General features: G+C 61.6%; 23 protein-coding genes and 1 riboswitch. Of the genes, 17 read left to right on the top strand and 6 right to left on the bottom strand.

The window, feature by feature from the left end; genetic code table 11:
- Positions 1-20 precede the first annotated feature (20 nt).
- Together nusA and rimP are read right to left on the bottom strand one after the other, a co-directional pair.
- A complete protein-coding gene (nusA, locus tag ACEQXV_RS18520) occupies positions 21-1,637 on the bottom strand; it encodes a transcription termination factor NusA (RefSeq protein ID WP_370270401.1) in 1,617 nt (538 codons plus the stop codon).
- Between the two features lie 3 nt (positions 1,638-1,640).
- Entirely contained in the window at positions 1,641-2,231 is a 591-nt protein-coding gene (gene rimP, locus ACEQXV_RS18515; RefSeq protein WP_370251189.1) for a ribosome maturation factor RimP, read from the bottom strand.
- 276 nt (positions 2,232-2,507) lie between these two features.
- Between rimP and ACEQXV_RS18510 the strand changes: the two genes are divergently transcribed.
- From ACEQXV_RS18510 to ACEQXV_RS18490, 5 genes are all read left to right on the top strand, one after another.
- On the top strand, positions 2,508-3,620 hold the full coding sequence (locus ACEQXV_RS18510) for an S-(hydroxymethyl)glutathione dehydrogenase/class III alcohol dehydrogenase (RefSeq protein WP_370251190.1): 1,113 nt from the start codon (positions 2,508-2,510) through the stop codon (positions 3,618-3,620).
- A 61-nt stretch (positions 3,621-3,681) separates the two neighbouring features.
- Positions 3,682-4,080, top strand: coding sequence for a hypothetical protein (locus ACEQXV_RS18505; RefSeq protein ID WP_370251191.1), 399 nt, complete (start codon positions 3,682-3,684; stop codon positions 4,078-4,080).
- A gap of 63 nt (positions 4,081-4,143) precedes the next feature.
- The gene (locus ACEQXV_RS18500; RefSeq protein ID WP_370270400.1) at positions 4,144-4,530 is read left to right on the top strand and encodes a hypothetical protein; all 387 of its coding nucleotides are present in this window, start codon (positions 4,144-4,146) and stop codon (positions 4,528-4,530) included.
- A 154-nt stretch (positions 4,531-4,684) separates the two neighbouring features.
- A complete protein-coding gene (locus ACEQXV_RS18495) occupies positions 4,685-5,338 on the top strand; it encodes a hypothetical protein (RefSeq protein ID WP_370270399.1) in 654 nt (217 codons plus the stop codon).
- 110 nt (positions 5,339-5,448) lie between these two features.
- Complete coding sequence (locus ACEQXV_RS18490) at positions 5,449-6,156, top strand: NYN domain-containing protein (RefSeq protein WP_370270397.1); 708 nt, start codon at positions 5,449-5,451, stop codon at positions 6,154-6,156.
- On the opposite strand, the gene ACEQXV_RS18485 is transcribed toward ACEQXV_RS18490, so the two are convergent.
- Complete coding sequence (locus ACEQXV_RS18485; RefSeq protein WP_370270395.1) at positions 6,157-6,774, bottom strand: TetR/AcrR family transcriptional regulator; 618 nt, start codon at positions 6,772-6,774, stop codon at positions 6,157-6,159.
- A gap of 100 nt (positions 6,775-6,874) precedes the next feature.
- Between ACEQXV_RS18485 and ACEQXV_RS18480 the strand changes: the two genes are divergently transcribed.
- From ACEQXV_RS18480 to ACEQXV_RS18460, 5 genes are all read left to right on the top strand, one after another.
- Complete coding sequence (locus tag ACEQXV_RS18480; RefSeq protein ID WP_370270394.1) at positions 6,875-7,810, top strand: AEC family transporter; 936 nt, start codon at positions 6,875-6,877, stop codon at positions 7,808-7,810.
- A 61-nt stretch (positions 7,811-7,871) separates the two neighbouring features.
- Positions 7,872-8,711 (top strand): S-formylglutathione hydrolase, encoded by an 840-nt coding sequence (gene fghA / locus ACEQXV_RS18475; RefSeq protein ID WP_370252189.1) that lies wholly within the window; start codon positions 7,872-7,874, stop codon positions 8,709-8,711.
- Positions 8,708-9,331 carry an HAD-IA family hydrolase gene (locus ACEQXV_RS18470; RefSeq protein ID WP_370252187.1) on the top strand — a complete coding sequence of 208 codons (624 nt, stop codon included), beginning with the start codon at positions 8,708-8,710 and terminating at the stop codon, positions 9,329-9,331. The genes fghA and ACEQXV_RS18470 overlap by 4 nt, the downstream gene beginning before the upstream one ends.
- Entirely contained in the window at positions 9,328-10,245 is a 918-nt protein-coding gene (locus tag ACEQXV_RS18465) for an ornithine cyclodeaminase family protein (RefSeq protein WP_370270393.1), read from the top strand. The genes ACEQXV_RS18470 and ACEQXV_RS18465 overlap by 4 nt, the downstream gene beginning before the upstream one ends.
- A complete protein-coding gene (locus ACEQXV_RS18460) occupies positions 10,230-11,147 on the top strand; it encodes an alpha/beta fold hydrolase (protein WP_370270391.1) in 918 nt (305 codons plus the stop codon). Before ACEQXV_RS18465 ends, ACEQXV_RS18460 begins: the two co-directional genes overlap by 16 nt.
- Here ACEQXV_RS18460 and ACEQXV_RS18455 read toward each other — a convergent pair.
- A complete protein-coding gene (locus ACEQXV_RS18455; RefSeq protein ID WP_370252181.1) occupies positions 11,144-12,388 on the bottom strand; it encodes an MFS transporter in 1,245 nt (414 codons plus the stop codon). The genes ACEQXV_RS18460 and ACEQXV_RS18455 overlap by 4 nt on opposite strands.
- Positions 12,389-12,515: 127 nt before the next feature.
- Between ACEQXV_RS18455 and zapE the strand changes: the two genes are divergently transcribed.
- Positions 12,516-13,601, top strand: a complete 1,086-nt coding sequence (zapE, locus tag ACEQXV_RS18450) for a cell division protein ZapE (protein ID WP_370270390.1) — start codon at positions 12,516-12,518, stop codon at positions 13,599-13,601.
- Positions 13,602-13,615: 14 nt separating this feature from the next.
- On the opposite strand, the gene ACEQXV_RS18445 is transcribed toward zapE, so the two are convergent.
- Positions 13,616-14,320 (bottom strand): IclR family transcriptional regulator, encoded by a 705-nt coding sequence (locus tag ACEQXV_RS18445; protein WP_370252178.1) that lies wholly within the window; start codon positions 14,318-14,320, stop codon positions 13,616-13,618.
- Positions 14,321-14,473: 153 nt separating this feature from the next.
- On the opposite strand from ACEQXV_RS18445, the gene ACEQXV_RS18440 reads away from it, so the two are divergent.
- Genes ACEQXV_RS18440 through ACEQXV_RS18425 form a run of 4 tightly spaced genes read left to right on the top strand, consistent with a single transcriptional unit; the run spans position 14,474 to position 18,351 of the window.
- Positions 14,474-15,418, top strand: a complete 945-nt coding sequence (locus tag ACEQXV_RS18440) for a metal ABC transporter solute-binding protein, Zn/Mn family (RefSeq protein WP_370270388.1) — start codon at positions 14,474-14,476, stop codon at positions 15,416-15,418.
- A 3-nt stretch (positions 15,419-15,421) separates the two neighbouring features.
- On the top strand, positions 15,422-16,228 hold the full coding sequence (locus ACEQXV_RS18435; RefSeq protein ID WP_370252176.1) for a metal ABC transporter ATP-binding protein: 807 nt from the start codon (positions 15,422-15,424) through the stop codon (positions 16,226-16,228).
- 3 nt (positions 16,229-16,231) lie between these two features.
- Positions 16,232-17,437 carry a metal ABC transporter permease gene (locus tag ACEQXV_RS18430; protein ID WP_370270387.1) on the top strand — a complete coding sequence of 402 codons (1,206 nt, stop codon included), beginning with the start codon at positions 16,232-16,234 and terminating at the stop codon, positions 17,435-17,437.
- Positions 17,434-18,351 carry a metal ABC transporter permease gene (locus ACEQXV_RS18425; protein WP_370252172.1) on the top strand — a complete coding sequence of 306 codons (918 nt, stop codon included), beginning with the start codon at positions 17,434-17,436 and terminating at the stop codon, positions 18,349-18,351. The genes ACEQXV_RS18430 and ACEQXV_RS18425 overlap by 4 nt, the downstream gene beginning before the upstream one ends.
- Before the next feature lie 22 nt (positions 18,352-18,373).
- Here the strand turns inward: ACEQXV_RS18425 and ACEQXV_RS18420 are convergent, their stop codons facing one another.
- Positions 18,374-18,733, bottom strand: a complete 360-nt coding sequence (locus ACEQXV_RS18420) for a hypothetical protein (RefSeq protein ID WP_370252170.1) — start codon at positions 18,731-18,733, stop codon at positions 18,374-18,376.
- A 70-nt stretch (positions 18,734-18,803) separates the two neighbouring features.
- Positions 18,804-19,019, bottom strand: a riboswitch (cobalamin riboswitch).
- 72 nt (positions 19,020-19,091) lie between these two features.
- Between ACEQXV_RS18420 and ACEQXV_RS18415 the strand changes: the two genes are divergently transcribed.
- Entirely contained in the window at positions 19,092-19,751 is a 660-nt protein-coding gene (locus tag ACEQXV_RS18415) for an ABC transporter ATP-binding protein (RefSeq protein ID WP_370270406.1), read from the top strand.
- Positions 19,752-21,622: ABC transporter permease (locus ACEQXV_RS18410; RefSeq protein ID WP_370270385.1), on the top strand; the 1,871-nt coding region annotated here is incomplete at its 3' end.

The raw sequence follows: 21,622 nt of genomic DNA, 5'->3' as shown, positions 1-21,622 counted from the left end.
CGCGCCTCCGAGGCCTGAGATCAGGCCTCGGGCTCCTCTTCGGCTTCTGCGGCGTCCGCTTCCGCGGCGGCCTGGGCTTCCAGTTCTTCGATCGTGACCCAGCCCAGTTGCAGGCGTGCGGTCATGACCATGTTCTGGGCCTCTTCGAGGCTGACATCGAACTTCTCCAGCAGGCCGTCGTCCTTGACGCGCTGTCCGTCCACCGTCGTCCAGCCGCCCGCCAGTTCCCAATCGGCGCAGGTGGCGAAATCTTCCAGAGTCTTCACGTCGTCCTCAGCAAGGGCTTCCAGCATCTGGGGGGTGAGGCCTTCGAAATCAATGAGGCTCTGCTCGACGCCCATTTCCTTGGCGCGCTCAAGGGCCTTGCGGTTCTGCTCTTCCAGGTAGTCGCGAGCGCGGGCCTGAAGTTCGTTCGCGGTGTCTTCGTCCACCCCGTCGATGACCAGCAGTTCATCCAGCTCGACATAGGCCACTTCTTCCAGCGAAGTGAAACCTTCGGCCACCAGCAGCTGAGCGAAGAATTCGTCCAGGTCCAGGGTTTCCATGAAGGTCTGGGTCCGCTCGGCGAATTCGGCCTGGCGGCGGGCGCTTTCTTCTTCTTCGGTCAGGATGTCGATATCCAGGCCGGTCAGCTGCGAGGCAAGACGAACGTTCTGACCACGGCGGCCAATGGCCAGCGACAGCTGTTCGTCGGGAACCACGACTTCGATCTTGCCGGCATCTTCGTCCAGAACCACCTTGGTCACTTCGGCGGGCTGAAGCGCGTTCACCAGGAAGGTCGGCGCGTCTTCGTTCCACGGGATGATGTCGATCTTTTCACCCTGAAGCTCGTTCACGACGGCCTGCACGCGGCTGCCGCGCATACCCACGCAGGCACCCACGGGATCGATCGAGCCGTCATAGGAAATAACGGCAATCTTGGCGCGGGAACCCGGGTCGCGCGCCACGGCCTTGATCTCGATGATGCCATCGTAGATTTCCGGCACTTCCATCTTGAACAGCTCAGCCATGAATTCCGGCGCGGTGCGCGACAGGAAAATCTGCGGCCCGCGCGGTTCGCGGCGCACGTCCTTGATGTAGACGCGGATGCGGTCGCCGGGACGATAGGTTTCGCGGCCGATCTTTTCGTTCCGGCGCAGAACCGCTTCGCCACGGCCGATATCGACGATGACGTTGCCATATTCTTCGCGCTTGACCTGGCCGTTGATGATCGTGCCCTTGCGGTCCTTGAATTCCTCGAACTGGCGGTCACGCTCGGCTTCGCGCACTTTCTGCAGGATGACCTGCTTGGCCGACTGTGCTGCGATCCGGCCCATGTCGACGGGGGGGACTTCGTCGATGATCTCGTCACCGACCTCGGCATCTTCCTTGTAGGCGCGGGCATCGCGGACGGTCATTTCGGTGAAGTGGTTTTCCACTTCTTCGACCACTGTTCGCACTCGGGTGAAGGTGGCCTTGCCGGTCTTGCGGTCGATCGAGACGCGGATATCAAGCTCGGAGCCGTAGCGCGACTTCGCGGCACGGGCGAGCGATTCCTCCATCGCTTCGACCACGAGGCCCGGGTCGATCATCTTCTCGCGGGCAACGGCCTCGGCGGTTTGCAGAAGCTCCAGCTGGTTTGCACTGGTGATTGCCATGGGTCAGTCCTCCGCCTTTCCAGGCTCTTCGGTTTCAATCTCGTCAAATTGGGTTTCGTCGATCTGGCCGGACGCCTTGCGCTGGCGCAGCATCTCGGTGATCAACTCGTCGGTCAGGATCAGCTTGGCGTCGCTCAGCCAGTCGAAATCGAGGCCGAGGGTCACGTCCTCTCCTGTTTCGTCGGGCAGGTTGATCAGCACCTCGTTGCCTTCGATGCCAGCCAGCACGCCTTTGAAGCGCTTGCGCCCGTCGATCAGCTCGGCTGTTTCGATCCGGGCCTCGTAGCCTTGCCAGGTGTCGAAATCCTTCAGCCGGGTCAGGGGCCGGTCGATCCCGGGGCTGGACACCTCGAGCGTGTAATTGTCCTCGATCGGGTCTTCCACGTCCATCAGCGCGCTGACCGCAGTCGAAATCTCGGCGCAGTCATCCACCTCGATCCCGCCTTCGGGGCGCTCGGCCATGATCTGCAGGGTCTTGGTCTTGCCGCTCATCAGGCGGATGCGCACCAGCTCGAACCCCATTCCCTCGATCACGGGGGTGAGGATATCGGCCAGGCGGCGATCCATGGCGGTTTTGGCGATCAGGTCTGTCATGTGTCCAAATACAAAAAAACGGGCCCGCGGCCCGTCGATATTTCCCGGTGGAGCCTTGGTCCGAAGACCGCAGCGCCGCTGTTGATCCGCGATATAGGGGGAATCCGCTGAATGTGCAAGCCATCAGGTGGATCGCCCCCATAGCTTTGGCCACAGCATGCCGATCCGTGCCAGAGTGTGCCGAATTTCTGCCTCTCCTTATCGCCTCTTCCATTGAATCCGACGCAGCTTTGCCACAGGCTCGGGTCAAACCGAAACGCCAGGGAGGTGAAGAACATGCGCACGCGGGCAGCGGTAGCATTGGAGGCGGGAAAGCCGCTGGAAATCATGGAGGTCAATCTCGACGGTCCGAAAGAGGGCGAAGTTCTGGTCGAGATCAAGGCCACCGGCATCTGCCACACCGATGAATTCACTCTTTCGGGCGCGGACCCTGAAGGCATGTTCCCGGCCATTCTTGGCCATGAGGGGGCCGGGGTGGTTGTCGAGGTCGGGCCGGGCGTCAAAAGCCTCAAGCCGGGTGACCATGTCATTCCGCTCTACACGCCGGAATGCCGGGAATGCGAATACTGCCTGAGTGGAAAGACCAACCTTTGCCAGGCGATCCGCGCCACCCAGGGCCAGGGGCTGATGCCGGACGGAACCACGCGCTTTTCCATGCTCGATGGCACGCCGATCCTTCACTACATGGGGTGTTCGACCTTCTCGAACCACACGGTTCTGCCGGAAATCGCCCTGGCGAAGGTCCGCAAGGACGCTCCGTTTGACAAGATTTGCTACATCGGCTGTGGCGTGACCACCGGCATTGGCGCAGTGATCAATACGGCCAAGGTGGAAATCGGCGCGCGCGCGGTGGTGTTCGGGCTTGGCGGGATCGGTCTGAACGTGATCCAGGGGCTGCGCATGGCCGGGGCCGATCAGATCGTCGGCGTCGACCTGAACCCCGACAAGGCCGAGATGGCCAAGCGTTTCGGCATGACCGATTTCGTCAACCCCAAGGATGTTGATGGCAGCATCGTCAATCACCTCGTGGAGCTGACCGGCGGCGGCGCTGATTATTCCTTCGACGCAACAGGCAACGTGCAGGTGATGCGTGATGCTCTGGAGTGCGCACACAAGGGGTGGGGGGAATCGATCATCATCGGCGTCGCTCCGGCAGGCGCCGAAATATCGACCCGTCCCTTCCAGCTGGTCACAGGCCGCGTTTGGCGGGGCACAGCCTTCGGCGGCGCGCGCGGCCGGACCGATGTGCCCAAGATCGTTGACTGGTACATGGACGGAAAAATCGAGATCGATCCGATGATCACGCACACCCTGTCACTCGACGACATCAACAAGGGATTCGACCTGATGCATGCAGGCGAGTCGATCCGTTCGGTCGTGGTATACTGACCTCAAGACCGGGCCGCGACTCGGCGGCCCGGTCACTCCTTTTCAATCGGAGGATGTTTTCATGAAGATGACCGCTCTTGTTTCTGGGCTTGGAATCGCACTTGCTGCCACGGTGGCCAGTGCAGAAGGCTGGACCGTGACGGACCTTGGAACCGTCGATGAACGTGCTGAATGCATGCGGCTGGCCGAAGCGACGGTGGATGCTTACCGCGCGGCTTATGGTGGCGACGGGTTCACGGGCCGGAGTGAGTGGACGATCGGCGGGTATGACCTGCGCGGTGACGTGGTGGACGCCCTTTTCATCTGCCCGATCGAAGCCGGTGTCGTTGCGCCGTTCCTGATCGTCTACAACAGCGATTCCGACAATGACGCGCGCGATACGATCGCCGGTCGTCTGGAAGACATCTGGAACCAGCAGGTGGCCGGTGGACCGATGCCTGCACCGGGTGGAAACAAGTAAGCCCCCTTCGGTCGACAGGGCACTTGAAAGGGTCGGACCGTGGGTGGATTCGGACTGCTTCAGATGCTGCTTGCCCTGGTTGTGGGGTTGAGTAGCAATGCGTCGAGCGAGCCGATGCCCGGCGGCGCGGAAATCATTCTGACGGCTCAGGGGCAAATCTACACCATCCCGGTGGACCAGATCGCATCGGTTGTTGCGCGCACTGGCGAATTTACCGGAACCCCCGTTGTCGAACTGGAGCTTTCTGCCGAAGGGGCAGTGCTTCTGGCGCAGGTCACCACTGCGCATCTCAATCAGCAACTGGACCTCGCCGTATGTGGAGATGTCCTGATGTCCCCAACGGTGCGAGAGCCGATTACAGGCGGATCTCTCCTGATCTCGGGAGGATTTTCAATGGAGGAGGCTACCACACTGGCCGGGCGCATCGCCGGTCAAGTTCCGTGTGGATAGGCTGACTTCACCAGGCACATTTCGTTACGAGTAGGAGTTTTCATGACGATATCTTTGTTTCGCTGGCTGCCATTGGCCGCTTGCCTTTGTGCGACCCCCCCTTCACGCGCAGTCAGAACCGGTGCTGCAGCTTGGTATTCCCGGAGATACAGTGATGGCCACACCGTCGGCCTTCATGGCCGTTGCTGCCCGTGGGGATCTGTTGGTGGTGATCGCGGATGCAGGTTTTGTCCCCGTCATCGCGGACTACACCGCGAACGCACCCGCACAGGCCATCGAGGTGTCGATCTGCGGCGTCAGACTGAACCCGTTTACGGTGCCGGCACCCATTCAGAACGGCTATATCGAGATTCCAACAGGCAGTGCGGACTTTGCGACCGCCGCCGCGCCTATTCTGCAAGGCGAGGTCAGTTGTGATGCGGTGACGCTGCCCGAGGTTGCACTGGCCCCGCCGCCAGCCGCCAACCCACTGCCGCCGCGTGACCCCGGCCTGCACATCGCCGTTGCCGGGGAAGAGATGTATATCTGGCCCCCAGGTATCGCGCGCACACAGCTGCTGGCCAATGAAGGAAGCGCTATCCTGTCGCTCGCGTTGGAACTTGGCCCGGAGGCAACGTCATGGCTTGCCGAAACGACGACACGGAATGTGGGCGGAGAGATCCAGATTTCCAGCTGTGGTGAAATCCTGATCGCGGCCTCGGTCCCCTACCCGTTCACCGAGGGTTTCCTGTCCTTCCCGATTGGCGCGGACCGGGATCGCGCGGTCGACATCGCAGACAATATCGCTTCTGCCATTTCCTGCGACTAGGCCTGGTCAGGATCGCTCCTCGACAACCAGGGCTGGCGGCGTCATCCTGCCTGCCAGACATGACACTGCCAAACTCTGACCTTGATTGCCGACCAAAGGATCCTGCCCCCGTGACCCAGACCCCAACCCCGCTGCTGGCCGTGCTGGTCGATGCTGACAACACGTCGCCCAAGCACGCCAAGGCGATTTTCGACGAAATCGCGCGCTTCGGCGAGGCCAGCGTCCGGCGCATCTACGGGGATTTCTCGTCGCAACAGATGGCAGGCTGGAACCGGGTGCAGGCCGAACACGGGCTGGTGCCCTTCCATCAGCCGGCCAACACCGTGGGTAAGAATGCCAGCGACATCGCGCTTGTGATCGACGCGATGGACCTGTTGCATACCGCCCGGTTCGACGGGTTCGTCCTGGTCAGTTCCGACAGCGATTTCACCCGCCTTGCCAGTCGAATCCGCGAACAGGGGCTGGAGGTTTTCGGGATCGGCCAGAAAAAGACGCCAGAGGCATTCCGTAAGGCCTGCAAGAGGTTCATCTTCATCGAGAACCTCGAGGGCGGGTCAGATGCGCCCCAGGAGGGCCGCAAGCCGGCAGCCAAGCTGACTGAACTGCGCGATCTGATTTATCGCGCGATGGATTCGCTTGATCAGGAAAGCGACTGGTTCAGCCTCGGGGCATTGGGCCAGCAGATACAAGCCGCGAACCCGGATTTCGACACGCGCAGCTATGGCAAGCGCAAACTGTCCGATCTCGTGTCTGACGTGAAAACGCTCGAAACGCGACGCGGTGACAACAATCAGCTTTTGGTGCGCCGGGTGGACTGATCAGCGCCGCTGGTATCGGGCCAGGAAGGTCGCCACGGTCTCGCGGGCGACCCGATCCATGTCTTCGGGCGCGGCGCTCGTTTCGATACTGAAAATCTTACGCAGCAACATGTCGGCCCGGCAGAGCTGAAGAAACTGGTCGGCTGCCATGTAGGGATCGGCAATATCCAGGTCCCGTTGCACGCGCTCGCTGGCCAGGTAGTCGGCGATCTGGTCCAGCACCAGCTTGGGCCCGCTGTCGTAGAAGGCGCGGCCCAGTTCCGGAAAACGCGCCGATTCGGCGACGCAGACCCGGAACACCTCGACCGAAAAGTCCGACATCAGGAAGTCGAGAAACGAGCGTGCGATGGAATAAAGCGCCTCGGGCACGGGCCGCTGAAGTATCTCGATCCCCATCGCCTGTTCGGACTGCATCTGACACTGAGAGGTCAGAACAGCCATGAACAGGGCCTGTTTATCTGGAAAATAGCTATAAAGCGTAGCCTTGGACACGCCGGCATCCCGGGCAATCTGATCGACACTTGCCCCCTCGAATCCCTCCCGCAGGAACACCTCGCGTGCACCGGCCAGAACCTGGTCGTACTTGCGGCCTTTCTTCAGGGGTGCATTGATGTTCATCGAGGATCCTCCACGAAGGTTAAAGATAGACTGACCGGTTTAGTTCATCAAGCGATGGCCACGCTGGACAGTCCCTCGCAGTTCCCCTAGCGGTGTCGTCATGGTCGAGATCTTTTTGAAGACATTGCCGTTCTTCGCGCTGATCGGGTTGGGGTTCCAATCCGGGCGCACGGGTTTCTTCACGCCCGAGGCAACGGCTTACTTGACCAAGTTCGTCTTCTACTTCGCCCTGTCGGCCATGCTGTTCCGCTTTTCGGCAAATCTCTCTCTGTCGGAGGTCTTCGACTGGTGGTTCGTGGCGGCCTACCTTTGGGGATGCGGTGTCGTCTATCTGCTGGCCACCGCCGTTGCCCTGTTCCGCAGGGTCGGGTTGCAGGAAGCCGCGGTCGAAGCGCAATGCTCTGTCATCGGGAACACGGGGTTCCTGGGCGTTCCCATGCTGGTGGTCCTGATGGGGCCCGATGCGGCCGGGCCGGTGCTTATGGTGCTGGCAATCGACCTCATCGTGTTTTCCAGCCTGATCACAATCCTGATCACCGGCACGCGTGACGGGCGCATGTCTGCCACCGTTCTGGGCACCGTCGGCAAGGGCCTGCTGAAGAACCCCATGATCGTGTCGATTGCCCTCGGACTCGCCTTCTCGGCTGCTTCTGTTCCGATCCCAGAAGTTGTGAATGACTTCCTGGGGCTGTTGGGCGCGGCTGCCACGCCCGGTGCTCTTTTTGCCATCGGCGCGTCGCTTGCAGGTAAATCTGCGGAGCGAATGTCAGTCGCGGGCTGGCTCAGTTTTTGCAAACTGATCCTGCACCCCGCCGCCGTCGCGCTGGCGGCCCTCGTTCTGTTCCCCGTTGCCCCGTTCGACGCGGCCGTGATGATCGCGGCATCGTCCCTGCCCGTGGCAGGCAATGTCTACATCCTTGCACAGCATTATGGTGTGGCCCCGCAGCGCGTGTCGGCTTCGATCCTGATTTCGACAGCCATCTCCATCGTGACCGTGTCATTGGTCATCGCCTGGGTCTCGCCATTGCTCGGATAGCTTGCCGTGCCCCATCGCCCGCGCTACCCCTGTTGCCGGGGCAATCAACCGGGAGGCCAAGATGGAAACGCTGTCTGAAAATCGCTGTTTCGGGGGCACGCAGGGCGTGTATCGCCACGCGTCCAGTGCCACGGGCACCGACATGACCTTCGGTCTTTTCCTGCCGGCCGAGGCAGAGGACGCCCCGGTGCCGGTTCTTTGGTATCTCTCGGGCCTGACCTGCACCCATGAAAACGCCATGGTGAAGGCCGGGGCGCAGCTATGGGCCGCCGAACAGGGCATTGCGCTGATCTTCCCCGACACCAGCCCCCGCGGCCAGGGTGTTCCCAACGACGAAGCCTATGATCTGGGCCAGGGGGCGGGCTTCTACGTCAACGCCACGCAGGACCCTTGGGCCGAGCATTTCCAGATGTGGGACTACATCACCGAGGATCTGCCAGAGCAGGTGTTCAACCGCTTCGCCCTTGACCGGGACCGGCAAGGGATCACCGGCCATTCCATGGGCGGGCACGGCGCGCTGACCATCGCGATGAACCTGCACGAACGGTTTGCTTCGGTTTCGGCCTTCGCGCCGATCTGCAACCCGATGGACAGCGATTGGGGCCGCAAGCAACTGGCCGCTTACCTGGGCGACAACACCGCGCTTTGGGAACCGCATGACGCGACCATGTTGATGCGGGATCGGGGCTTTCCCGGGCCCGTGCTGATCGACACAGGCACCGCGGATCAATTCGGCGATCTTCTCAAGACCGAGGCCCTAGCCGAAGCCATCGCCGCCCGTCGGCAGCCCGCGACGTTGCGGATGCAGCCGGGTTACGACCATTCCTACTTCTTCGTGTCGACCTTCATGGAAGACCATATCTCGTTCCACGCAGAGGCGCTTTACGGCGTCGATGCATGAGCATCGAGGCCGTTGTATTCGACATTGGTCGGGTCCTGATCCATTGGGACCCGGAAGGCTTTTATGACCGTGTGATCGGGCAGGATCGACGGCGTGCATTATTTGCCGAAGTAGATCTGGAGCGCATGAATCTGCGGGTCGATCTTGGCGATCCGTTTCAGGGCTCGGTCTATCGACTCGCAGACGAAAACCCCCTTTACAGAGACGAAATAAGGCATTGGCACGATCGCTGGATTGACATGGCCAGTCCCGCGATTCCGGCAAGCGTGACCTTGCTGCGCGCCCTCAAGGCAAGGGGCATTCCGGTCTTCGCCCTGTCCAACTTTGGGCGAGAGACCTTCGAAATCGCGTGTGAACATTACCCGTTTCTGACCGAATTCGACCGCACCTTCATCTCGGCACATCATCGCATGGCCAAGCCTGACCCTGCCTTTTACGCCTTGTTAGAGACTGATTCAGGTCTGTCCGGGGCATCGCTCTTCTTTACGGATGACAAACCCGAGAACATCGCTGCCGCCAAAGACAGGGGCTGGGCCACCCATTTGTTCAATGGCCCCGAAGGGCTTGCGCGTGCCCTTGTTGCGCATAACCTGCTGACCGAGGAGGAAGCCATCATATGAGCATCGACATCATCGGACCGGAGGCAGAGGCGCATCTGGATTGGCACGGGTTGATGGAAGCCTTCCGCGAGGGCCATCGCCTGCCAAAGGCAGAGATCGGCGATACGCTGCTTTATCGTGGCGAAGACACGCTTCTGTCTCGTGCGGCCTGGATTGACGGGGTCGGATCACTGGTCAAGACCGCCAACATCTTCCCTGGTAATCCCGGCATCGGCAAACCGCTGATCCTTGGCGCAGTGAATGTCTATTCGGATATGGACGGGTCGCTGCTGGCCCTGGTCGACTTCGAATTGGTGACCAAATGGAAGACGGCGGGAGGCAGCCTTCTTGGCGCCATGCAGCTGGCCCGCGAGGACAGTGAAACCATCCTGATCGTGGGGGCCGGTGCCGTCGGGCACTCCCTGCGTCAGGCCTACGGCGCCCTCTTCCCCGATGCACGGTTCCTGATCTGGAACCGGACCATCAGCAAGGCCGAGGAATTTGCCGCGGCCTATCCGGGTACCGAGGTTTCACCTGACCTGGAAACAGCCGTGCGCATGGCGGATATCGTGACCTCTGCCACGATGGTGACAGAGCCCATCCTGAACGGAGAGTGGTTTCAGCCCGGTCAGCACATCGACATCATCGGGGCCTATCGCCCTGACATGCGCGAAGTGAATGACGCAGCGATCAGACGAAGCTCGATCCACGTGGACAGCCGTGACACGACCATTGGACATATCGGCGAGATTCAGAACCCGATCGACCGGGGCCTGATTTCCGAGGCGGACATCCTGTCGGATTTCTACGATCTGGATGCAGGCCGAATGACGCGCCACAGCCAAGATGAGATCACGCTATTCAAGAACGGCGGTGGCGCGCATCTGGACCTGATGACCAGCCGCTACATCCTGGACGCATGGCAGGCGCGCTGATTTCCGGCGCCCTGGCGCTTGGGCTTGGGGGGGCCTATCTGGCTGCGCGCCTTGCGCGGAGGAACGTGTCCGACTTGCGCCGGGACATGCCCGGCCACCTCGTTTCCCTTCCCCAGGGGCAGACCCATGCCCAATGGCACGGACCAGAGGGCGGGCCCGTCCTTGTCTGTGTCCATGGGCTATCGACGCCGTCCTTCGTGTGGGGTCCCCTTCTGCCCTTGCTGACGGACCTCGGTTACCGGGTTCTGACCTATGATCTCTTCGGGCGTGGCTATTCGGACCGGGCCGCTGGCAGGCAGGACACCCGCTTCTTCCTGGACCAACTGAGGGACCTTCTGGATGCTGAAGGTGTGACCGGGCGGTTTTCCCTCATGGGGTATTCCATGGGCGGGGCCATTTCAGCGGCGTTCACAGCGGAAAACCCGGACCGGGTGCAACGGCTTGTGCTGCTTGCCCCGGCGGGGCTGGGCGTTGCCCTCGGGGGGCTGTCCGATTTCGTCGCCAGGGGCCCCCTGGTTGGGGATTGGGTGATGGAGGTGCTCGGGCCGAGGCTTCTGCGGAAGGGGTATGGCGAAGGGGACGGTGCAGACCCTGTTGCGGATGCCATCACCACCCGCGCGCTTGACGAACTGTCGGTCGCGGGAACGACCCGCGCGATCCTCTCGGCGCAGCGTGGGATCCTGTCGGTGGATCAATCCGACCTGCACGGGCGCATTGCCCAGACGCAGGTGCCCGTACTCGCAATCTGGGGGGCGGATGACAGGGTCATCCCCCTGCCCTGCCGGGATCGCCTTGCTGCGCTCAATCCGTCGGCACGGCAGGTGACGCTTCCCGCTGCCGATCACCGCCTGCCCTACACCCACCCTGCGCAGGTTGCACAAGAGCTTGGTCCGCCGGCCTAGGCTGCGACGGCCCTTTCCTTCAGGGGTGTCTCGTTGATCGGCAGATGCACCACGGCCGACAGCGCGCCGACGCCCACTCCGATCCACCAGACCGCGTTGTAATCCCCGTAAAGGTCATACATCCAGCCGCCCAGAACAACGCCCAGGAAGCCGCCCAACTGGTGGCTGAAAAAGACGATGCCATAGAGCGTGCCCATGTAGCGCAGCCCGTAGAGATAGGCGATCAGGCCGCTGGTCAACGGCACCGTGGCCAGCCAGAGCGAACCCATGACGATCGAGAAGATGATGACGGTCATCGGCGTGATCGGGAAGACGATGAACATCGCGGCGGCAAGGGTCCGACCGACATAGATTGACGTCAGCAGGTACTTGCGCGGGAAGCGGTTGCCCAGCCACCCGGCCAGCAGCGTGCCCCCCACATTGGCAAGGCCGATCAGCGAAATCGCAATGGCGCCCAGGGACGAGGTAGAGGTGATGCCGATATTGTGGAGCATCGACCCCGGCACGATCGGCCCGCACATCTCTGTCACCAGAGCAGGGAAGTGCGCGGTCACGAAGGACAGCTGGTAGCCGCAGGAGAAGAAGCCGACGAAGATCATCGTGAAAGACGGATCCTTGAACGCCTTTTTCAGGATCTCGCCCATGCTTTCTTCCAACTCGGCCTTGCTGGCCATGGGCGGGGCTTTCAGCAGGGGCAGGATCAGAACCGTTGCCATGATCACACCGGCGAAGATCACGAAGACCATCTGCCAGCTGGTGAAGCTCAACAGGAATTCAGCGAAGGGTGCGCCCACGATCTGCCCGGCAGAGCCGGCTGCCGTCACGATACCAAGCGAGATGGACCTGTTTTTGTCGGAACTGGCGCGGCCAACAATCGCCAGGATCACGCCAAACCCGGTGCCCGCGATGCCGAAGCCCACGAGAATCTCGAGAAACTGGTGCTGGATGGGCAATGTGGCCCCTGCGGACAACAGGATGCCACCCGCATAAAGGATTGCTCCGAGGATCAGCGCTTTTCGATCACCGAACCGTTCCGCGATGGCTCCGAAGATGGGCTGGCCAATCCCCCAGGCCAGGTTCTGGATGGCAATGGCCAGGCTGAACTCGGCCCGCGGCCAGCCGAATTCCTCTGCGATCGGAATCTGGAACACGCCAAAACTTGCGCGCACGGCGAAGGTCAGCAGAATGATCAGGCTCCCGCCGATCAGAACGGGTGTAAAAACCGGAGATTTCTGGGGCATGGGGTCTGTCCAAATTCACGCCTCGCGACATTCGGTCAGCAATCCTGCCCTGTCAAATCAGTTCTCATGATCTTTCGGATCAGATTTCCTATGGATCAGCCCCCGCTCTTCGCGCTACCAGCATCCCATGTCTCAGCATCTGCAAGCCATCTACGACACCCGTGTTGCCGAGGGCCTTCTGCGCCCGGACCCGGCGCAGCGCGAAGTTCTGCTGTTGCTCGAGGAGCTGCGCGAGAAGCTCGAAGACCGCCCGGCCAAGCCCTCTGGCTTCCTGGGCCGCTTCTTCAAACCCGTCGTGCCCGAAGGCGTGCGCGGTCTTTACCTTTGGGGTGGCGTCGGGCGCGGCAAGTCGATGCTGATGGACCTGTTCTTCGCTCATGCAGGGATTGCCCGCAAACGGCGCGTGCATTTCCACGCGTTCATGCAGGAAATCCAGTCGGGGCTGCATGAAGCGCGCAAGTCCGGTGTGGACGATGCACTCAAGCCCGTGGCAGAGGCTGTTATTCGCGACGTCAGCCTGCTGTGCTTCGACGAGATGCAGGTCACCGACATAACCGATGCGATGATCGTGGGGCGGCTCTTTGAAATGCTGTTCGAGGCAGGGGTCGTCATTGTCACCACGTCGAACCGCCCGCCTGAAGATCTGTATAAGGACGGCCTCAACCGCCAACTCTTCCTGCCGTTTATCGACATCCTGAACACCAAGCTGGAGGTTCACGAGATCACCAGCCTGACGGATTACCGGCAGCACCGCCTTGAGGGGGAACGCACCTATTTCGCCCCCGCCAACGCCGAGTCTCGCCAGGCCATAGACGAGCTTTGGCGTGATCTGACCGGCGGCAAAAGCGAGGAACTGGTGCTGGAGGTGAAGGGCCGAGAGGTTCACCTGCCGCGGTACTGGGCAGGCATGGCGCGGGCAGAATTCTGGGACCTGTGCGGGCAGCCCCTGGGCCCGGCCGACTACCTGGCGCTCGTTGGAGCCGTGAAGCTATTGGTGCTGGAAAACGTGCCGAGACTGGATAGCTCCAAGTTCAACGAGGCCAAGCGTTTCGTCACCCTCATCGACTCGCTCTACGAGGCTCGGACCCGGTTGATCATGTCGGCAGAGGAAGAGCCGGAAAGGCTCTATCTTGAAGGTGCGGGAAGCTTCGAGTTTGAGCGCACCGCCTCGCGCCTGCGTGAGATGCAAAGCGCCGATTGGGGCTCTGAATAGCCAATAATCCAATGTTAGAGACTGTTTTCGCCATCACCTTGCGGACCGGACTGGCGGCGAAGGTTGTCTGCATGGCGTTCGATCAATGGCAAGGCTGCCTGTCGCTTTTCGGCGACAAAGCGCGCGCTGAGCCCTGATACGGCAAGGGCCCCCAGCAACCGGCCATCGCCGGCAAAGACAGGTGTGGCAATCGACGCGATATTCGGGTTTCGTCCACCATCCATATCGACCGACCCGGCGGCGCTGAATGTCACGGTCTCGGGCACGTCGTCCCCTGAAAAGCGGCGCAGAACCATGGCAACAGACCCTCGGTCCATCGGCAGGCGCATTCCTTCCTCCAGGTGGTAGCGGATCAGGTTTGGAGAGTTCTCGCGGTAGAGGCAAACGCGCTCTTCCCCGGCGCGAACATAGAAAGAGGCCGTTTCCCCGGTTTCGCTGACGAGCTCCCTCAGGATGGGCCGGATCGCGGCACCATGCTGGTAGTCCTGCCGGAAGACCAGGCCAAGCCGCCAGACGGAAGCGCCGATTCCGTATCGCCCATCTGGGTCACGGGTCAGAAAACCGTAAAGCATCATCGAATTGGCCTGCCGCAGAACCGTGCTTTTGTGCATCCCGGTTTCCTCGGCAAGCTCTGCCAGCGTCATGCGCCTGCGCTGGCTGGAAAAGGCCGATAGGATTGACATGGCGCGTTCCACCGCTTCGATACGGCCCGATGACATTGTGCCCTCCGCTTGATTGCGTTCAGCATGCGCGCCCTTGCCCAGCTGTCCAGCGGGAAGTGGCCGATCATAATTGCAAATGACTCGCATCTGCATTGACTTCTTGAGAATCGTTATCATTATAAGTTGCAACTAGGCCCCATGGTGAGATTCATGCTGACCCGCCTGCTTTCGGCCTTTTCGGCCGTCTACCTTCTGATCACTCCTGCCGTTGCGCAGATCACCGTTGTCGCGACAACGGGCATGATCGCCGACACCGCGCGTGCGATCGGCGGTGATCATGTCGACGTGCGCGCCCTCATGGGCCCAGGCGTTGATCCCCACGCCTATCGCCAGACCCGAAGCGACATCGTCGCGATGACCCGCGCCGATCTTGTGCTATGGCACGGGCTGTATCTCGAAGCGCAGATGGAAGAGTTCTTCGAGGACCTTGGCAGGCGGCGCATAGTCGTTGCGGTCGCCGAGGCCCTGCCGCGAAACCTTCTCCTGGCACATGAGGATTATGACAATCGCTTCGATCCCCATGTCTGGATGGATCCTGACCTTTGGCGGCATGTTGCCGCCGAAATCCGCGATGCCCTGGCCGAGGTAGACCCGGAAAATGCGGCATTCTATCTGGCCAGTGCAGAGAGTTTCCTGATTGAGTTAGACACTGTTTCAGCCTATGCGCGGGAGGCTCTCGCCTCGGTGCCCGAGGATAGCCGCGTCCTGCTGACCGCGCATGATGCGTTTAACTATTTCGGCCAGGCCTATGGCTTCGAGGTGCTCGGGATCCAGGGAATCTCCACCGAAAGTGAGGCGGGCCTTGTTCGGATCGCGGAGCTTGTCGACCTGTTGGTCGCGCGCAACATCCGCGCCGTCTTCGTGGAAAGCTCAGTCTCTGACCGCAATATACGGGCGCTGATCGAAGGTGCGGCGGCGCGCGGTCATGAGGTTCGGATTGGTGGTGAGCTCTTCTCGGATGCGATGGGAGAGCCGGGAAGCTACGAAGGCACCTACATTGGCATGATCGACCACAACGTCACGATCATCACCCGGTCTCTTGGTGGCGACGCGCCCGAACGCGGGATGTCCGGGCAGCTGTCTGCGGGGATGTAGGATATGAGCCAGATCACCCTCGCCAGCGCCGAAGGTCATTTGCCCGACCGCGAAGACATCGCGCCCTATCCGCTGGCGGTTCGGGGCATGACCGTTTCCTATGGTCAGAAGCCCGTGGTCTTTTCCGTTGACGCCACGATCCCCGAAGGATCCATGACCGCGATCATTGGCCCGAACGGTGCCGGAAAATCGACCCTGTTAAAGGCAGTATTGGGTATCTTGCGGCCCCTGTCAGGTCGGGTGACCGTTTTTGGAAAACCGCTTGATGCGCAGCGTCACCGCATTGCCTATGTCCCGCAACGCGCCAGTGTCGACTGGGATTTTCCGACAACCGTTCTCGATGTCGTGCTAATGGGGCTGTCGCGCGAACTGGGGCTTTTGCGCCTGGTCAGGCCACGCCACCGGGCCCATGCTCGCGCCTGCCTTGCCCGCGTCGGGATGGAGGATTTCGCCAATCGCCAGATCGGTCAGTTGTCCGGTGGTCAGCAGCAACGCGTATTCCTGGCGCGCGCTCTGGCACAGGGGGCTGACCTCTATCTACTGGACGAACCCTTTGCCGGTGTCGATGCCGCGACCGAGAAGGCGATCATTGCCGTGCTCAAGACCCTTAAAGCCGAAGGCAAAACCGTGGTCGCCGTGCATCACGATCTGTCGACGGTCCCCGACTACTTCGACCGGGTCCTGATCCTGAACACCCGCAAGATAGCCGAGGGCCCGGTGACCGAGGCCTTTACGGTAGACACGCTTCAGGCTGCCTATGGCGGGCGGCTTGCAACGGCCCATGTCACCGGGTTGCCGGTCGCGGGGTGATCCATGCTGTGGCAGGCGCTGACACTTCAACTTGGGTATAATGCGAGCCTGGTAGCCATTGGGGCCATGTTGTTGGGCGTGGCAGCTGGTGTGACCGGCACTTTCCTGTTCCTGCGACAACGGTCTCTCGTGTCCGACGCCATAAGCCACGCAACCCTGCCCGGTGTGGGGCTGGCATTCATCGTGATGGTTGCATTTGGAGGAGAGGGCCGGAATCTCGCAGGCCTGCTGACCGGGTCTGCCGTGTCCGCCGCGCTTGGGCTGTTGGCTGTTCAATGGCTGACGCATCGAACCCGTTTGGCCGAAGACAGCGCAATCGGGGCCGTTCTGTCGGTCTTCTTCGGCTTCGGCGTGGTCCTTTTAACCGTGATCCAGACGATGGAGTCGGGCCGTCAGGCCGGACTTGATAGCCTGCTGCTTGGGTCAACTGCCGGCATGCTGCGTGCCGATGCGCTGTTGATTGCCGTGGGGGGCGCGCTGACTCTGACCGCGACGCTGATCCTGCGTCGCCCGATGATCGCGGTCGCCTTTGATGAAGGGTATGCCGCAGCCAGGGGACTTAGTGTCCGCGCCGTGGATGTTGCGACGATGGGGCTGGTTATGGCTGTTACTGTCGTTGGGTTGAAGGTCGTTGGCCTGATCCTGATCGTTGCGCTCCTGATCATTCCGCCAGTCACAGCACGGTTCTGGACCGACAAGACCGAACGGGTCTGGCTGCTGGCCGGGGTGTTCGGGGGGCTGTCGGGATATGTGGGCGCTGCAATCTCGGCCTCTGCACCCGATCTGCCAACGGGCCCAATCATCGTCCTGAGCAGCTTTGCCGCGTTCGTTTTGTCGCTGCTTCTGGCCCCAAATCGAGGGGTGCTTGCATCGGTTCTGACGCATCTGGCCTTCCAACGCCGGGTTCACATTCGGCAAGGTTTGCTGGCAATGGCGCAGGGGCAGCCGATCTATGAACGCTACACGATCCGGCTCCTGAAACGGGAAGGGCTGGCGCGCGCGGATGGCGTGGCAACGGACCCGGGCCGCGCGCGGGCTGCCAAGGCCTTGCTTGATGAACGGCGCTGGCAAATCCTGCGCAGCATGCCGGACCAGGAATCCGCTGCGGCGCTATATGATGGGATGCGACCGATCGAGTCTGTCGTGACGACCGACCAACTGGCAGAAATAGACACGAAAATCGGCCATCCCAAGGGGGTCACACCATGAGCGGAGAAGAGTTTGTTCCCCTCAGCTTGACACCCATCCTGATCGGCATTTTCGCGGCGATCGCCTGCGCTTTGCCCGGCAACTTCCTGATCCTGCGGCGGCAGGCCCTGATCGGCGATGCGATCTCTCATGTCGTGCTGCCGGGGATCGTTGCGGCCTTTCTCGTGACGGGGGTTGTTTCGACATGGCCGATGATGATTGGTGCAGCGCTGGCCGCTTTGGTCGCTGTCGCGCTGATCGAGGTGATCCGCCGCCTCGGGCGAATTGAACCGGGTGCGGCCATGGGCGTCGTTTTTACCAGCATGTTTGCAGGGGGTGTGCTTCTGCTCGAACGTTCGGACACATCGAGCGTCCATCTCGACGTGGAACACGCGCTGATGGGGAACCTCGAAAGCCTGATCTGGCTCGATGCGCTTGGGTGGCAGTCGCTGGTTGATCCTGTCGCCCTCGCCGGATTGCCACCCGAACTGATCCGGATTTTTGCAACCCTTCTGTTCGTGATCGGTTTCATCTGGCTCTTCTGGCGACCCCTCAAGATCTCGACATTCGACGAAGGCTTTGCCCGCGTTATCGGCATGCGCACCGGAACGATCGGCATGGCGCTCGTGGCGGTATCGGCGCTGGCAGCGGTGGCAGCTTTCGATGCAGTCGGGTCAATCATCGTGATCGCCATGTTCATCTGCCCACCCGCCGCGGCACGCCTGATGACCCATAGGTTGGGGACTCAGGTCGGCTGGAGCGTTGTGTTCGCAACGCTTTCGGCCGTTCTTGGCTACGTCCTCGCCGGTTACGGGCCGCTTTGGCTCGGGGCTCAGGACTCCGTCAGTGCCGCAGGCATGATCGCCACGGTCTCGGGGATTATCCTGGCATCTGCCGCACTGCTTGCGCCGGCGCGCAAGGGGCTGCGTGCCTGAGCTTTCGGGTGATTTCCAAACGCTATTGAACTGCCTCTTGGCCTAGAACCATCGCCTTGGGGAAAGGGCCTGAACCGATTGGCCCATTGGACAGGAACCCATCTGCAAACTGCCTCAGTTGGTTGGGATCCGCATCCTCCGACACGCCACAAAAGACCCTGAATCCTCCTTTATAGACACTATAAACCACCCCACAGCTCTGCCCGCAGAGCCCTTCGGCCCGGCCATGCCCGGTCAGTTCGAAGTCATCGTCGATGGCTTGATCGCCAGCATTCAGGGCACGGCCCAGTTGCTTGGCCATGCGCAGGCCCAAGGTGCAGGGTTGACCGGTCTTGGGGCAGGTGGTGCAGCTATAGCGATAGCCGTCTTCAGTCAGGATCATTGCGCCCTCCGCGCGGAAGATCAGACGGGTCGGGAGGGCCACGAAAACCCCCACAAAGGACACCCCGCCTTCGGGTTTCGGTTTCGATGGCAGGTCTCCTGACTTGCGGGTCGGTGCGATCCCCGGCCTTCCCGGTCCGTCCCTGGACCAGTGGCGCGATTGGGGGCGCTCTCCGCTTACAGTTGCGGGGGCAGTTGCGGCTTTGGGGCTATCCCCGCACCGCATTCCCTTTTCATTCCGTCAGGCAGCGAGCCACCCTTGGAAAACCATCAGCGCCACCTTGCGCCTCGCCACCGGCCCGGTCAACTTGAAACAACCGTCCCCGGACCAAGATCATGGGGAAAGAAAGGCTGCCTCGATGTTGCGCGTTTCACGCTTGAAGAAGACCTATTCGTCCAGTGAGGGTCCGGTGATGGTGCTGGACGATATCTCGTTGGACGTGGCTCCGGGTCAGACCGTTGCCCTGACGGGGGAAAGCGGGTCAGGCAAGAGCACGCTGCTGCACCTGATCGGAGGCCTTGATAGACCCGATTCAGGGGAAATCCGGCTAAATGACACCGACATTACGGCGCTTGGGGATGGCGCACGTGCCCTGGTTCGCAGAACCCAGATCGGGCTCGTCTTTCAACAGTTCAACCTCGTGCCGTCCCTTACCGTGATCCAGAATATCGCGCTCCAAGCACGCCTGTCAGGCCGTCACGATCCGGCCCTGACAGGGCGGTTGATCGAGGCGCTCGGGCTGTCAGACTTGACCGGGCGTTATCCGGAACAGCTCTCTGGTGGCCAACAACAACGCGTTGCCATTGGCCGCACGCTTGCCAATGCGCCCCGCCTGATCCTGGCGGACGAGCCGACAGGTAACCTGGACGAAACCACCGGTGACGCGGTGATGGACCTCATGATGTCCTTGGTGAAAGAGGCTGGGGCCGCCCTGATCATGGCGACTCACTCCACCCGACTGGCTGCGCGCTTTGACAAAAGGTTCCACCTGCGGCGTGGTCGGTTGGAGACGGGGTAGATGACCGTATTCCTCGCGTTGCTATCTCATTGGCGCCGACACAAGGGCCAGTTGGTGACGTTGATGCTCGGCCTCGCCCTGGCAACGGCCCTTTGGTCGGGTGTGCAGGCGATCAACGAGGAAGCGCGTCAAAGCTATGCCCGAGCAGAAGCAACGCTCGGTGCCACGGCGCAGGATCGTTTGGTTGCCGCAAGCGGCGGGCCCGTCGAGATCGAGGAATACCTGCACCTTCGGCGTGCAGGCTGGCTTGTCACCCCGGCGATCGAAGGGCGCCTGACGATAGATGGAGAAACATGGCGGGTCATCGGTGTCGACCCGCTGACAGCACCGCCCCAGATGCTTCCGGCAGAGGGCGGAGAGACCCTTCAAGACCCCACAGCATTCTTGACTGGGCGTGGCCTTGCGTTCGTGTCTGACATTCCGGAAAACGTCTCTAACACTGGCGATTTTCCGCTCTTTCGGCAGAGCGACAGGGTCGCCCCCGGCCTGGTGCTGACGGATATTCACGTGGCTGCCCGGCTTTTGGGCAGGTCCAATCCCGACTTTCTGGTGATCCTGCCGGACCAGCCCCTGGGCTTGCCGCCGCTTGAGGCTGTCACCCCCCTTCTCAGGCAATCTGCCCGGTCCGGGGAAGACCTGTCTCGCCTTACGGACAGCTTCCATCTCAACCTGACGGCCTTTGGGTTTCTGTCTTTCGCGGTCGGGCTTTTCATCGTTCATGCGACCATCGGCCTTGCCTTCGAGCAGCGACGCCCCGTGTTCCGCACGCTGCGCGCCCTCGGGGTTCCGATGGGCCGGCTGATTGCGGTGCTCCTGGCGGAGGTTACCCTGATCGCGCTTCTGTCCGGGGCGGGTGGGATTGTTCTGGGCTACGCGCTGGCCTCTGCCCTGTTACCGGACGTCGCCGGCACCCTGCGCAGCCTTTATGGGGCCGAGATCGAGGGAACATTGGCCTTTCGCCCGGTCTGGGCTGGAGTCGGGCTGGCGATTGCAGTGATTGGGGCCTGGTTGTCCTCCGCACAGTCGCTTTGGAAAGTTGCGCGCATGCCTCTTCTTGCCCCTTCACAGCCTCGGGCCTGGGCAATGGCGTCTTCACGGGCAATCCGCTTCCAGGCTGGCGCGTCGGCGTTGCTCTTCGTCGCAAGCCTCGGGCTGGCCTTGTGGGGGGATGGGTTGGCAGCCGGGTTCCTGTGCCTTGGCGCGTTGCTTCTGGGGGCGGCGCTGGCGCTTCCCGCCGCCTTGTCCTCGGGGATGACCGTTCTGTCCCGCGCCGTGAAGGATCCGATCGCGGAATGGGCGGTTGCCGATGCCCGCCAGCAATTGCCCGGTCTATCGCTGGCCCTGATGGCGCTGTTGCTGGCGCTGGCCGCAAATATCGGCGTGTCCACCATGGTCGGGTCTTTCCGGGAAACCTTCCTGGGATGGCTGAACCAGCGTCTTGTGTCAGAACTCTATGTCACAGCCCGCTCGAACGAAGAGGCGGACCAACACCGAGCCTTTCTTGCGCCCCTGGTCGATGCCTCCTTGCCGATTGCCTATGCCGAGGCCAGGAGCGGGGGCCTGCCGGCGCGTGTCTACGGGATCGTCGATCATGCGACATACCGGGACAATTGGGCTTTGTTAGAGACGATTCCCGGCGTTTGGTCCCGGTTGGCCGCAGGGGAAGTGGCCTTGGTCAATGAACAGCTGTCCCGCCGCGATGACCTTGGTCTTGGAGACTTGGTGGACCTCGCGCCAGGGCTGCGATTGCCTGTTGGAGCGATCTATTCCGACTATGGTAATCCCAATGGTCAGGCGATCCTGTCGCTTGATCTTCTGCGGGCGCGGTTCGACGGGGTGGTCAGCAACAGAACTGCCGTTCGCGTGACGCC

Origin of the sequence: Nioella sp., assembly GCF_964229645.1 — a bacterium.
GTDB lineage: Bacteria > Pseudomonadota > Alphaproteobacteria > Rhodobacterales > Rhodobacteraceae > Nioella.
This window is presented reverse-complemented; position numbering and strand designations above follow the sequence as displayed.